Source organism: Kribbella sp. WER1, assembly GCF_054189145.1.
Genome location: NZ_CM135186.1, coordinates 7,556,532 through 7,568,714 on the forward strand (window position 1 = coordinate 7,556,532; position 12,183 = coordinate 7,568,714).

11 protein-coding genes are annotated in these 12,183 nt (G+C 70.3%); 6 read left to right on the forward strand and 5 right to left on the reverse strand.

Annotated elements, in window-relative coordinates; all coding sequences use genetic code 11:
- The first annotated feature begins 79 nt into the window (after window positions 1-79).
- From ACXJJ3_RS36990 to ACXJJ3_RS37005, 4 genes are all read left to right on the forward strand, one after another.
- The gene (locus tag ACXJJ3_RS36990) at window positions 80-820 is read left to right on the forward strand and encodes a TrmH family RNA methyltransferase (RefSeq protein ID WP_458166574.1); all 741 of its coding nucleotides are present in this window, start codon (window positions 80-82) and stop codon (window positions 818-820) included.
- 43 nt (window positions 821-863) lie between these two features.
- Window positions 864-1,850, forward strand: a complete 987-nt coding sequence (locus ACXJJ3_RS36995; RefSeq protein ID WP_458166575.1) for a GDSL-type esterase/lipase family protein — start codon at window positions 864-866, stop codon at window positions 1,848-1,850.
- A gap of 80 nt (window positions 1,851-1,930) precedes the next feature.
- The gene (locus ACXJJ3_RS37000) at window positions 1,931-2,563 is read left to right on the forward strand and encodes a hypothetical protein (RefSeq protein ID WP_458166576.1); all 633 of its coding nucleotides are present in this window, start codon (window positions 1,931-1,933) and stop codon (window positions 2,561-2,563) included.
- A 4-nt stretch (window positions 2,564-2,567) separates the two neighbouring features.
- Complete coding sequence (locus ACXJJ3_RS37005) at window positions 2,568-2,906, forward strand: iron chaperone (protein ID WP_458166577.1); 339 nt, start codon at window positions 2,568-2,570, stop codon at window positions 2,904-2,906.
- On the opposite strand, the gene ACXJJ3_RS37010 is transcribed toward ACXJJ3_RS37005, so the two are convergent.
- The 3 genes from ACXJJ3_RS37010 to ACXJJ3_RS37020 are packed head-to-tail and all read right to left on the reverse strand — an operon-like array spanning window position 2,897 to window position 7,843.
- The gene (locus ACXJJ3_RS37010; protein ID WP_458166578.1) at window positions 2,897-3,793 is read right to left on the reverse strand and encodes a hypothetical protein; all 897 of its coding nucleotides are present in this window, start codon (window positions 3,791-3,793) and stop codon (window positions 2,897-2,899) included. The two genes, ACXJJ3_RS37005 and ACXJJ3_RS37010, sit on opposite strands and share 10 nt — an antisense overlap.
- Before the next feature lie 23 nt (window positions 3,794-3,816).
- Complete coding sequence (locus ACXJJ3_RS37015; RefSeq protein WP_458166579.1) at window positions 3,817-5,058, reverse strand: SWIM zinc finger family protein; 1,242 nt, start codon at window positions 5,056-5,058, stop codon at window positions 3,817-3,819.
- Entirely contained in the window at window positions 5,051-7,843 is a 2,793-nt protein-coding gene (locus tag ACXJJ3_RS37020; RefSeq protein WP_458166581.1) for an SNF2-related protein, read from the reverse strand. Before ACXJJ3_RS37020 ends, ACXJJ3_RS37015 begins: the two co-directional genes overlap by 8 nt.
- Window positions 7,844-7,934: 91 nt before the next feature.
- On the opposite strand from ACXJJ3_RS37020, the gene ACXJJ3_RS37025 reads away from it, so the two are divergent.
- On the forward strand, window positions 7,935-8,906 hold the full coding sequence (locus ACXJJ3_RS37025; protein WP_458166582.1) for a zinc-binding dehydrogenase: 972 nt from the start codon (window positions 7,935-7,937) through the stop codon (window positions 8,904-8,906).
- Here the strand turns inward: ACXJJ3_RS37025 and ACXJJ3_RS37030 are convergent.
- On the reverse strand, window positions 8,896-10,125 hold the full coding sequence (locus ACXJJ3_RS37030) for a GGDEF domain-containing protein (protein ID WP_458166584.1): 1,230 nt from the start codon (window positions 10,123-10,125) through the stop codon (window positions 8,896-8,898). The two genes, ACXJJ3_RS37025 and ACXJJ3_RS37030, sit on opposite strands and share 11 nt — an antisense overlap.
- Window positions 10,126-10,366: 241 nt before the next feature.
- Here ACXJJ3_RS37030 and ACXJJ3_RS37035 point away from each other — a divergent pair, with 241 nt between their 5' ends.
- On the forward strand, window positions 10,367-10,510 hold the full coding sequence (locus tag ACXJJ3_RS37035; RefSeq protein WP_458166585.1) for a hypothetical protein: 144 nt from the start codon (window positions 10,367-10,369) through the stop codon (window positions 10,508-10,510).
- An 80-nt stretch (window positions 10,511-10,590) separates the two neighbouring features.
- Here the strand turns inward: ACXJJ3_RS37035 and ACXJJ3_RS37040 are convergent, their stop codons facing one another.
- Window positions 10,591-11,829, reverse strand: coding sequence for an MFS transporter (locus ACXJJ3_RS37040; protein WP_458166586.1), 1,239 nt, complete (start codon window positions 11,827-11,829; stop codon window positions 10,591-10,593).
- Between the last annotated feature and the right edge of the window lie 354 nt (window positions 11,830-12,183).

Sequence of the window (12,183 nt, forward strand, 5' to 3'; positions counted from 1 at the left end):
CTGATTCTCTCCGTACGGAGCCTGCACATGACTGTGCATCCCTCTGCTCGCCCCATCGGCGCGCAGCACCCCCGTGTCCGTGACCTGCTCGCCCTGCGCAAGGACGGCTCGCCCGGCCGGATCATGGTCGAAGGAACGTGGGAACGACCGTCTGCTGACCACGTCCGCCACCCTCGAGGCGTTCTTCTGGTGCCCGGAGGCCGGGATCCCGGACGTCGACCGGTACGCCGACCGCGCGGAGGAGGTGTACCGCATCTCCGAGAAGCTGCTCACCCGGCTGTCGCGCAAGAGCCGCTCCGACGGGCTGATCTCGATCGCCCGGGTCCCCGAATGGCGACCGCAGGCGTTCCGGTTCTCCGACCGTTCGCTGGTCCTGGTCGCCGACGGCGTCGAGTACGCCGGCAACCTCGGCACGCTGATCCGTACCGCGGACGCCGCGAACGCCGACTGCCTCGTCCTGACCAGCCGCCGCGCCCGCCCCACGCATCCGGCCGTGTACTCCGCGAGCCGCGGCACCGTTCTCTCCACGCCGATCGTTGAGTTCGACGACATCCCGGCCGCGGCCGCCTGGCTGCGGAGCCACCGGTTCCGGGTCCACCTCGCCGACCCGGCGGCGACCGGGACGTATCGGGTCCCGCGGTACGACGGTCCGACCGCGTTCGTGGTCGGATCCGAGGGCGCGGGCCTGTCGCGGGCCTGGCACGCCGAGGGGTTCGACGCGGTGTCGATCCCGATGCTCGGCCGGGCGGACTCGCTGAACGTCGCGCTGTCCGCCGGGATCCTGCTGTTCGAGGCGCGGGCTCGGAAGGAAGGATGGTGACGCGTTCGGCACAATGGGCTGGCCGACAACAGAAGGAGAGCCCGTGACGTTCGAGCCCGGCGAGGTCGTCGCCCCGTCCGACCCGCGCATCATCCTGGAAGGACAGTGGGGACACCAGCCCGGCGTGGCGGTCACCGTCAACTCCGGCTCCCGGATCTCCTTCTCGTACGCCGGTCAGCGGCTGCAGTTGCTCTTCGACACCGACGGGCTGACGGTCGCGCCGCACCTGTGGATCACCGTCGACGACAACGAGCCTGCGCTGTACGTCGTCGACGCGCCGGTGATCGAGCTGTCCGCGCCCGACGGCCGGCATCAGGTGACGATCGTGGTCAAGGACGTCAACGAGCACGCGAACCGGTGGAACCCGCCGTTCGGATGCGCGGTGGTCTTCGCGGGGCTGGTGCTCGACTCCCGGTCGGTGCTGCGGCTCAGCGGCCGGCCGGGCGGTCCGCGGCTCGAGTTCTACGGCGACTCGATCACCCAGGGCGTCCGGTCGCTGAGCGCGCACCCGGAGTCGGAGGGCGCGGACGGTACGACGTCGTACGCGTATCTGACCGCCCGCGCGTTCGGCGCCACGGCGTACCAGGTCGGGTTCGGGAGCCAGGGGATCAGCAAGCCGGGGAACGGCGAGGTGCCGTCCGGTGTGGACTCGTTCGGCTGGAACTTCGCGGGCTCGCGGGCCGAGCGAGTGGAGCAGCCCGACGTTGTCGTGATCAACCTCGGCGTCAACGACCCGACGCTCGAGATCGAGGAGTACGCCGGATACGTGCGCCGGGTGCGGGCGGCGTACCCGGGGACGACGATCGTGTCGCTGACGCCGTTCAACGGCAAGCACGCGGACACGATCCAGGCTGCGGTCAAGACCCTCGACGACCCGAACGTCGTCTGCATCGACTCCACCGGCTGGATCACCGAGGACGACTGCACCGACCAGGTCCATCCGACCGTCGCCGGTCACGCCAAGATCGCCGACAACCTCGTCACGGCCCTCGAACAGCACACGTCGCTACGCCGTCCTCCTTCTATTTAGTACAGAACTGGCCGCCGCGCAACAGACTGTTTTTCAACTTCTCGACCCCGCAGACTCGATGGGGTCGAGAGGAGCAATCTGTGGTGACGGCAGAGGACGTCGAGACAGCAACCGAGTGCGTGGTCGAGGCATTGCGACCGGCCGTGGACGCCGACTGGGCGGTGCAGGCCGGGTCGATCGAGTGGAGTTGCCGGAAGACCGCCGAGCACATCGGGCAGGCCAACCTGCACTGGGCTTCGCAGCTCGCGGTCGGTGCACGGACGCAGTACGTCCGCTGGTCGGCGCAGGCCCAACCGCTCGCGCCACCGGCCGGCGTACTGGACTTCGTCGAGGCGGCGGGGCGGATCCTGGCGCTGGTCGTCCGGGCGAGCCCGGCGCGGACGCGAGCGTTCCATCCGTGGGGGATCGGCGATCCGGAAGGGTTCGCCGGGATGGCCTGCGTGGAGTGGTTGGTGCACGGGCAGGATCTGGCCGCGGGGCTGGACTGCGCGCTGGAGCCGCCCGCCGACTTGTGTGACCGGGTGCTGACGCGGCTGTTCCCGCACGAGCCGCGTGTGGTGGACCAGCCGTGGCCGGAGTTGCTGCGGTTGACCGGCCGCACGTCGGGCGCGCCGGAGAAATGGAAGTGGCGCCCGACCCCACTCGACGAACCGTGGGACGCCACGCCGGTGCCCGAACCGATGCCGTTCACACCGCTGCCCGCGGAAGGATAACCAGATGGCAGACACCGTTGACGAGTACATCGCGTCGTTCCCGCCGGACGTGCGGGAGATCCTGGAAAAGGTACGCCGCACGATCCACGACGCCGTACCGGGCGCCGAGGAGAAGATCAGCTACCAGATCCCCGCGATCACGCTCGACGGGACAGGTCTCCTGCACTTCAGCGGCTGGAAGTCCCACATCGCCCTCTACCCGATCCCCCCGATCGGCGAGGACCTCACGCAGTACATCTCCGGCAAAGGCACGCTCAAGTTCCCCCTGAACAAGCCGATCCCGTACGACCTGATCACCCGCATCGCCCAGGCATTCGTTGCCGCGCGCAACAATCAGGAATAGGCAGGGGCGATCGCCCGCGCGAGCGTCACGATCGGTTTCGGCCGCATCTCGTCCCACGGGAGCGAGACGACCGTCACGTACTCGTCCCGGCTGGTCTTGAAGAGCAGATAGCCGTCGTCCTGCTGCCAGCCTTCGGCGCCGACGGTCACGCGGTGGGCCAGCCCGGCGGTCGCGGCCTGTTTGACCATACCGAAGTCCGCCATGCCGTCGGCGCTCGCGAAAGCCGCGACCGTGCGCATCGCCGAGCCCCACTCGCAGGTGAGGTGATTGTCGACCAGGGCATCGCGTCGCAGAACGGCTTTCGTACCGAGGATCCGTTCGGCGGCCGCGGTGCCGACGGCGCACTCCGGTCGAACGACCGTGGGAGGTGCTGCGGCGAGGCCTCCAGCGAGGGTGGTGACTGCACGGGCGATGGACCGGAGTTCGTCCATCGTGCCGGCGCCGGAGTTCTCGACACTGAGCCGGATCTGGCGGCCGGCGACGCGGAAGACCAGCCACGGCGCAGCCGCGGCCGGGTTGAGCGCCCACGAACCGTCGCCCATCCCACCGTCGCTGACCTTCGCGGCGTAGCCGCCGGCCGCCACCGTGGCTTCGTCGACCTTGCGGAACCTGACCGCTTGCTCAGTTGTCACGGGCAGGATCGAGACGAAGACGCGAATGCGGTGTGCGGCCGTTGCCGGATCCACCAGAGTGCAGCCGTCCGACAGCGGCGCCGCGGGACGGTACTCGCCGCGTTCGGTGGTCCAGTTGCCCGGGAGTGTTGGGCGTACACGTTCGCACAGGTCGCCGGATAGGTTTGGAGTCGGGGCTGCCTGGTTGGTGGTGTGGGGGCTGCAGCCGAGCAGCGCCAGCAGTAGGACAGCGGTGATCGTCGCTCGGCGGTGCATTGGTTCCTCCCCAGGACAGTGCTTCAGAGGAGAGTAGTGGGATCCGCTGACGGTGGGCGGGTCAGGGTCCAGTCGTTGAAGTGGTTGTCGAAGCGGTACCAGAGGTTGTCTTTGCCGAGGCGGAGTTGGAGTTTGCCGGTGGTGATGCGGTTGGCCTCGGGGATGGCTTGGGGGAGGGCGGTGACGGCTTCGGTGAGGGCCTCCGCAGGGACGTCGTGGGGGTCGTCGACGGTGACGGCCAGGCCGCCGGGGCCGCCGTGGTGCCAGGCGGTGGCCCAGGTGGTGAGGCGGCGGGCGGGGATGCCGGCGCGGTGCGCGAGGTCGGCGAGTTCCGGCGTACCGAGGGCGGCGGCTGCGCGGCGGGCGAGGTCCTGGTCGAAGGTGAGCGCGGCGTGGGCGTCTCCGGATGCGAGGCGCCAGGCGCGGTGGGCGGCGTCGGTGGCGAGCGCGACCAGGTCCCGTACGTCGACGCCGGACGACCGCGGCGGATCCAGGACCTTCACCGCGGCCGGAACGCCGGGAGCTCCCAGCGGTCGAGGCGGCACCGGAATCGGCACGACGGGCGCAGCTGCCGGCAGGTGGCGGGCGAAGGCGGCGATTGCCGGGATGCCCGCCGGGGCGGGCGGATGTGGTGGTGTGGATGGCGCGGCTGTCCCGCCTCGGCGGGCTCGTAGCGCTGTGAGCAGCTCGTCTTTTCGGCGTCCCCGGAGCAGCAGCAGCGCGAACGGGTCGTCGTCCAGCGCGTCCGCCACCAGGTAACACACCGCCGCGGAATGCTTGCACGGTACGGCGAAGTCCGGGCAGTTGCAGTTCGTCAGCACCTCGCCCGCACCGGGCAGCAGGTCCAGCCCGGTCGCCCGTACGTCGTCCACGACCTCGGGCGGCAGCTCCCCGTCGAGGAGTGCCGCGACCCGCCCGATCTGCGCCGACACCACGTCCAGCACGGCATCCCACTCGGCCGACGAGAACGCCCGGATCCGCACCGTTACCTGGTACGGCGTGACCCGGCTGCCCTGCACCACCGCCTCGACCTCGCCCGGGCTGACCGTCAGTTCGAGCACGCTGCCGCGCCGCGCGTACGACCGGCCGCGTGACAGCCGCCCCGGATCGAGTCGCGCCCGCTGCTCCAGCGCCTCCAGCCACGCGCGGCCCCACCAGGTCGCCCCGAACGTCCGCCGGCTCCCCGGCCCACGCGCCGCCGGCAGCCCGGCGTCCTCGCCGGAACGGCGCCAGCCCTGCCACGGCGTACGGCCCTCGTCAGCCATCGGATTTCCCTACCGCAGAAGGGTTGTACGCGCTCGCGGACCCGGACTTCACCGGCCCGGTCGACAGCTCGACGAGCTCGGCCAGTTCGGTGTCGGACAGCTCGCTCAGCCACGCCTCGCCCGACCCGACGACGGCGTCCGCGAGGTCGCGTTTCGCGTTGATGACCGTCGCGATCCGGTCCTCGAGCGTGTTTTCGGTGACGAGCCGATGCACCTGCACCGGCCGGTCCTGCCCGATCCGGTACGCGCGGTCGGTCGCCTGGTCCTCGACCGCCGGGTTCCACCAGCGGTCGTAGTGCACGACGTGGGTCGCCTGCGTCAACGTCAGTCCGACCCCGCCCGCCTTCAACGACAGCAGGAACACCGGCGCCGCGCCCGCCTGGAACTGCTCCACCATCTCGGAGCGTTTCCGCACCCCGATCCCGCCGTGCAGGAACAACGTCCGCACCTGACGGGCCGCCAGATGCGCCTCGATCAGCCGGCACATCTCGACGTACTGGCTGAAGATCAGCACGGACTCGCCCTCGGCCAGGATCACGTCGAGCAGCTCGTCCAAAGCGGCGAGCTTGCCGGACCGCCGCTCCAGCGGGCCTTTCTCGTGCAGGAACTGCGCCGGGTGATTGCACACCTGCTTCAGCTGCGTCAGCAGACTGAGCACCAGCCCGCGCCGCGCGATCCCCGACGCCTCCTCGATCTTGGCCAGCGTTTCCTTCGCGACCGCCTGGTACAGCGTGGCCTGCTCGGTCGTCAGCGGTACGACGACGTCGTGCTCGGTCTTCCGCGGCAGCTCCGGCGCGATCCCGGGGTCGCTCTTGCGCCGGCGCAGCAGGAACGGCCGCGTCACCCGGGCCAGCCGCGCGGTCGCCTCCTCGTCGTGGAACCGCTCGACCGGTACGGCGACGTCCTGGCGGAACCGGTCCAGCGGGCCGAGCAGCCCGGGCGCCGACCAGTCGAGGATCGACCACAGCTCGGAGAGCCGGTTCTCCACCGGCGTACCGGTCAACGCGATCCTGGTTGCCGACGGCAACGTCCTGAGTGCGCGGGCGGTCCGCGACAACGGGTTCTTCGCGTGCTGCGCCTCGTCCGCGACGGCCAGGCCCCATGCGATCTCACCGAGCAGCCGGTGGTCCTGGCGGACCACGCCGTACGTCGTCAGCACGACCTCGTCCGCGGCCAGATCGCTGAGTGTCCGCCCGGCGCCGTGGTATCGCCGGGTCGGGACATCGGGGGCGAACCGCTCGAACTCGCGTTCCCAGTTGCCGAGCAGCGTGGACGGGCAGACGACGACCGTCGGGCCGCGGCCCTTCAGCTGCAGGTGCAGGGCGATCACCTGGATCGTCTTGCCGAGACCCATGTCGTCGGCGAGGCAGCCGCCGAGGCCGAGGTGCGCGAGCTGCGCCATCCAGGCGACGCCGCGGCGCTGGTAGTCGCGCAGCGTCGCGCGCAGACCGACGGGCTCGGCGAACGGCGCGGGCTCCTCCGCGGACCGGAGCCGGGCGAGCAGTTCGGCGAGTGAACCGTCGGCGTCGAACGGTACGAGTTCGCCGTCGACGTCGATCGTCCCGGTGAGCGCGGCTCCGAGCGCCTCGGCGCCGGTCAGGGTCCGCGTGGAACGGTCCCGCAGCCGGCGGACGACGTCCTGGTCGACGCGGATCCAACGGCCGCGCATCCGGATCATCGGGCGCTTCGCCTCGGCCAGCGCGGCGACCTCCGCCTCGGTCAGGTCCTGGTCGTCGAGCGTCGGCCGCCAACGGAACGCGACCAGGTCGTTCAGGTTGAAGTCCGGCCCGGTGACGGCGCCGGGCGTCGGTGTCGCGACGCTCGCCCGGAGCGCCAGTTGTCCGGCGAAGAGCTCGGTCGGCCAGAGCACCTCGATCCCGGCGCCCTCCAGTTCGGGGCTGCCTTCGGCGAGCTCCTCGAGCGCTACGTCGTCGATCGGGATGTCTTCCGGCGCCGCGTCGCGCAGCGCCGTACCGAGCGGGGGCCAGACGCGCGCGCCGCGCCGGAGTGCGAGCAGCAGGTCCGTCTCGGCACGCTCGCCGAGCGCGGTCAGTACGGCGGCGGGCGCGCTCCACAGATCCGCGACATCGACCAGCAGACTCGGATCCAGCCCGCTCCGCAACTGCAGCACCGCCCGGAAGTCCTCGGCCGTCTCGGGCGGCTCGATCCGCAGTACCAGCCGGGTGCCCGCCTGCTCGGCCAGCGCCGTCTCGTCCAGCCAGGCCGTCGCGCCCGGGAGCGTGGCCGGCTCGACGGCGGCGAACGGCGCCGCACCCGGACGGACCGCGACGGCGGCCGCCGGAGTACGGACGAGAGCGTCGGCGAGCGCGTCCCAGAAGGAACGGATCAGCTGCTCCGGCTCGACCAGCCGCACCGGACGGGTGCCTGCGATCGGCAGCGCATGACCGTACGCCGGCATCGCGGCGCCGAGGTTCCGCAGCCAGGCGTGGTCGATCGGATCCAGCGGAGCCACCCGCCACGCGCCGTACCCCTCCGCGCTCCGGTCCGGCACCAGCCGGCCGCGACCGATCAGCACCAGCCCCGCGAGCCCGGCCGCCCGCCACGCGGCCCAGCTCTCCGAGGCGTCCCCGTCCGGCTCGGTCAGCCGGCTGACGACCTCGTCCATGGTCAGCAGCCGCGCCGGCACGATCGTCCGGCGCACCGCCGTACCGCGGGGGAGGACCAGCTCGACGGTGCCGTCGGCGGTCTCGTCGGCGAGATCGCCGTACAGCGCCAGCCGGCCCGCGCGCGGCGGATCGGCGGGCACGAAGACGGCGTCGAACATGCCCGCACAGTACGCGGCAGCACCGACAGAACTTGACCTGAACCAACGTTGAGGTTGCAGGCTCGGAGTCCCCAACAGGAGAGATATGGACATGCGTGCAGCAGTGGTGACCGCGTTCGGCGGTCCGGAAGTGATCGAGACCCGCGAGGTACCCGACCCCGTGCCCGCCGCCGGGCAGGTGCTCGTCGAGGTCGAGCTCGCGGACCTGATCTTCGTCGAGACCGCGATCCGGCGCGGCGGCCACGGCAAGTTCTTCGACGTCGAACCGCCGTACGTCCCCGGCAGCAACCTCGGCGGCCGGGTCCGCGCCGTCGGTCCCGGCGTCCCCGCGGACTGGATCGGAAAGACCGTGGTCGGCCGTCCGGAAGGCTTCGGCGGCCACGCCGAACTCGCCGTCCTCACCCCCGAGGCCGAACTGCCGCCGGAGCTCGACCTGCCGACCGCGGTCGCGGTGTACGGCGACGGCTTCACGGCGCTGATGCTCGAGGAACTCGCCCCGCCGATGATCGGCCGGAATGTCCTGATCACCGCCTCCGCGGGCGGCATGGGCCTGCTCCTCACCCAACTCGCCCACAGGGCCGGCGCCCACGTGATCGCCGCCGCCCGCGGCGATCGGAAGCTCGAACTGAGCCGAGCCCAAGGCGCCGACGTACTGATCGACTACAGCCAGCCGTCCTGGGACAAGTCGGTGCTAGAGGCAACCGACAACCAGGGCGCCGACATCGTCTTCGAAGGCGCCGGCGGCGAACTCGGCGCCACCGCCTTCACCGTCACCCGCGACGGCGGCTGGTTCTCCGCCCACGGCGCCCCCAGCGGCACCTTCGCCCCCATCGACCCGGCAACCGCCGAACGCCGCGACATCACCGTCAAGGGCATCATGGACCTCCGCGCCGACTCCACAACCACCACAGTCACCGCCCACGACGTCCTCACCCGAGCCGCCACCGGCGACCTGAAACCGGTCATCGACCGGATCTACCCCCTGGCCCACCTCGCCGAGGCCCACCAGGCGCTCGAAAACCGCGCCCTCCACGGCAAGGCCCTGATCCAGGTCAGTCGCTGACCGACCGGTCCGAGGGGTTGTCCGCGGGGTGGTCCGTGATCGCCGGCGGAATCGGGCGGGCGACGACGATCTGGTTCCGCCCGGACCGCTTGGCGGTCAGCAGCGCGTCGTCGGCCGCCAGGACGAGCTGGTCCATGGTGCCGGCGACGTCGGGGTAGACCGCCGCTCCGAACGACGCCGGAATGCCGTCGAGCTTGGCGGTCCGGCCGTCGGTGGTGCTGACCGGGACGGCCAGGCCGACGAGCCGTTCCCGGATCCGCTCCGCGATCTCGAGCACCTCGCTCTCGAGCGCTCCCGGCAGCAGGACCGCGAGTTCGTCACCGCCGACCCGCGCGACGAGGTCGCCCTGCCGAACCTCCGCGCGGATCGACTCGCCGACAGCGCGGAGTGCCTCGTCGCCGGCCGGGTGACCGTACGTGTCGTTGATCTCCTTGAACTTGTCCAGGTCGAGCATCAGCAGGCCGACCGTACTGCGCAGAGTGTCGGCGCGAGCGAGCTCGACGGGCACGGCGCTCGCCCAGTACGACGACGTGGCGAGACCGGTCTTCTCGTCCGTACCGGCGGCGCGTTGGTACTGCGGCAGGAGCAGGTCGCGGTGCAGCGCCAGCACCGTGACCATGAGCACCGGGACCACCCATGGGTATGACGTCTGTACTGCGGCGATCGCGATCCCCAGGCCGAGACCGGCGCACACGACCAGCTGGTCCGACAGCTCACCGAGCGCCTCACGTGCCGTCGCATCCGGGCTGGACAGCAGGATCGCTCCGATGACCAGCGCGTAGTTCACCAGCCACCAGGTCGCAGCGGCGGCAATGACGACCAGAAGTGACCAGAAACCGGTCGGCAGCCGCGGAGGGCCGACGAGACCGCCGCCGCGCAGCACCGCCGCCGCGGCCGCACTGGCCAGGATGTACGTCGCAGTGGAGAAAACCTTGCGGTGGGCGACGGTCCGACCGTAGACGCGGAACCACGAGTAGCCGTACGCCAGCACGACCAGCGGGATGACGAGCGAGAGCGGGAGCAGCAACAGCGCCGCGAAGATCCACAGGCACTTGAGGTTCGTGTGCGGTGAGGTGTTGGCGGCCATCTCGCGCCGGCGCTCGATCCCGCGGGCGGCCTCCAGGTGCAGGATCGACGCCGCGGCCAGGACCGCGAACGCGATCCACTCCGAATGCCGAACACCGGAATTCGGGCCACCAACGGTGCTCCGGACGGACAATGTGGTTATTGTCACCGCAATCACGTCCACCGCGATCACATAACCCAATGCCGGTCTCGGCAACGACCAGAGCTTCCATTGTCGGGGTGGCACCCAACTGCTCCGACCGATCAGAATCATCATGAGCCTCACACGCAAGTCGACCTGAGCGGTTCTACTGCCATCGTAACGGCCTGTTCACGTCAGGTCACCCGCGGGTGCGGGCATTCCATTATTTGGTCACTTCAGAAGGGTCGAAATCATGCAGACGGATGCGCACGTCAACGGCAGCGGCAACGACTGGTTCACCGGGGGCAACGACTGGTTCACCGGCGGGAACGACTGGTTCCGGGGCGGTAACGACTGGTTCGTCCCGACCATCGCGGACGACGGCAACGACTGGTGACAAACGGGAAATCTTTACCTGCTTCTTACAATTCGGAGCACTTCCGGCCCGAATAAACCAGGTGGTCGCAGATATTTACCTTACTGTGATTCTGCGAAACTGTCACCGATTCGGCGGGCGCGCGCCCAGGCGGCGCCCGCCGCGGCCGCCAGCAGTGTTCCCGCGATGCCCATGACGGCGAGTGCGTACGGCGCACCGATCGATTCGGCGAGGCCGCCGGCGAGCAGAATTCCGGCGCCTTGGCTGCCTTTCAGCGCCGTACCGGCGACGCCGAACGCCTGGCCGCGCCGGTGGTCGGGCACCGACTGTACGAAGGCGGCACTGGTCGGCAGGTGATACGCCGAGGCGGCTCCGGAGACCAGCCAGAGACCGAACGTCGCGACCGGTCCCGGGGCGAGCGCGCACAGCACCAGTGGCAGACACGCCGCGACGGCCAGCGGGCCGAGCAGTTCCAGCCGATGGTCGGGCGCCAGGCGAGTTATCAGCCACATCCCGATCACACAGCCTGCTGGGCTGGCCGCCAGCAGAAGACCGGCGGTCGTGGTGCCTCGTCCGATGTCGTGTGCGTACGGGACAGCGAGACCTTCGACGGTCACGTAGAACCCGGCAACGGTCGCCAGGATCACCAGGGCGCGAAGCTTCGGCGTACGGAAAACCAATGAAACCCCGTCCGTGAGGTCGCGCAGGTAGGACGCCGGTGGCGCATCAGTGTCAGGCGTCGGGACGGGACGCGCGTGGACGCCGAACCAGATCAGGATCGCCGACAGTACGAAGGTCGCGGCGTCGAGCAGCAGACCGCCGGACGTACCCACCGCGACCACGACGGCGCCGCCGACACCGAAGCCGAGCACCTGGCTGAACTGCGCCACCATGTCGTTCGCGGCTTTCCCGAGCACGTAGTGATCACCGGGCAGTACCGACGGCAGCATGGCGCCCCGCGCCGCGTTGAACGGGGAGCCGCAGGCCTGGAGGGCGATGAGGAGGGCGATGACCGCGATCAGGGGGAGGGCGTGGATTGCCATGGCTGCAACGAGGATCGCGCGGGCGAGGTCGGTGACGAGCATGACGGTGCGGCGGGGGTAGCGGTCGGCGATGCCGGACAGGAGGGGGCCGAAGACGAGGTCGGGGATGTAGGTGAGGGCGTAGGTGACGGCGGTCAGGCCGGCCGAGGAGGTGCGGTCGAAGACGCGGACCGAGAGGGCGACGCGGGCGATCTGGTCGCCGGCGACGGACAGGACGCCGGCCAGGAAGAGGGCCCGGAACTCCGCGTGCCCGAAGACGTCGCGCCAGCGCGCCCGTTCGATCGCCCCAGCAGTCATACCTTGCACGTTAACCACATTCCGTGGTCTGACACCTCCTGACTGTGAGCAAATCGACGGGCCTACGGCGCATCAGTGCCAAATCTTGGTCAGATCGGGGACCCGGTGAAGCGAGATTTGGGTGAACGTTCTACTCTGGAGATCTCCGGTGGCGGGGTCTGGGCGGGGCGGCCCCGACCCTGCCACCGGAGCTCTTCTTTGTGGGGCCCCTGCCGGAGGGAAACTGTCGGTGGCACCCGGTAGCGTTCTCAGTGCCAGGGGCGGCTCCTGGACGTGCTTCCTTCTCCTTCACCAGGCAACGTAGCGCGTCCGCTCTCCGCCCCTGGCGCCTTCATCCGGACGCCCACGGGGAGA

Excerpts from the sequence above, each read along its gene's own strand:
- ACXJJ3_RS37020 (WP_458166581.1), bottom strand. The coding sequence starts at position 7,843 with ATGTTCGACGCCGTCTTCGTGCCCGCCGATCCGCCGCGCGCGGGCCGG.
- ACXJJ3_RS37015 (WP_458166579.1), bottom strand. The coding sequence starts at position 5,058 with ATGGCTGACGAGGGCCGTACGCCGTGGCAGGGCTGGCGCCGTTCCGGC.
- ACXJJ3_RS37035 (WP_458166585.1), top strand. The coding sequence starts at position 10,367 with ATGCAGACGGATGCGCACGTCAACGGCAGCGGCAACGACTGGTTCACC.
- ACXJJ3_RS37005 (WP_458166577.1), top strand. The coding sequence starts at position 2,568 with ATGGCAGACACCGTTGACGAGTACATCGCGTCGTTCCCGCCGGACGTG.
- ACXJJ3_RS37025 (WP_458166582.1), top strand. The coding sequence starts at position 7,935 with ATGCGTGCAGCAGTGGTGACCGCGTTCGGCGGTCCGGAAGTGATCGAG.
- ACXJJ3_RS37040 (WP_458166586.1), bottom strand. The coding sequence starts at position 11,829 with ATGACTGCTGGGGCGATCGAACGGGCGCGCTGGCGCGACGTCTTCGGG.
- ACXJJ3_RS37010 (WP_458166578.1), bottom strand. The coding sequence starts at position 3,793 with ATGCACCGCCGAGCGACGATCACCGCTGTCCTACTGCTGGCGCTGCTC.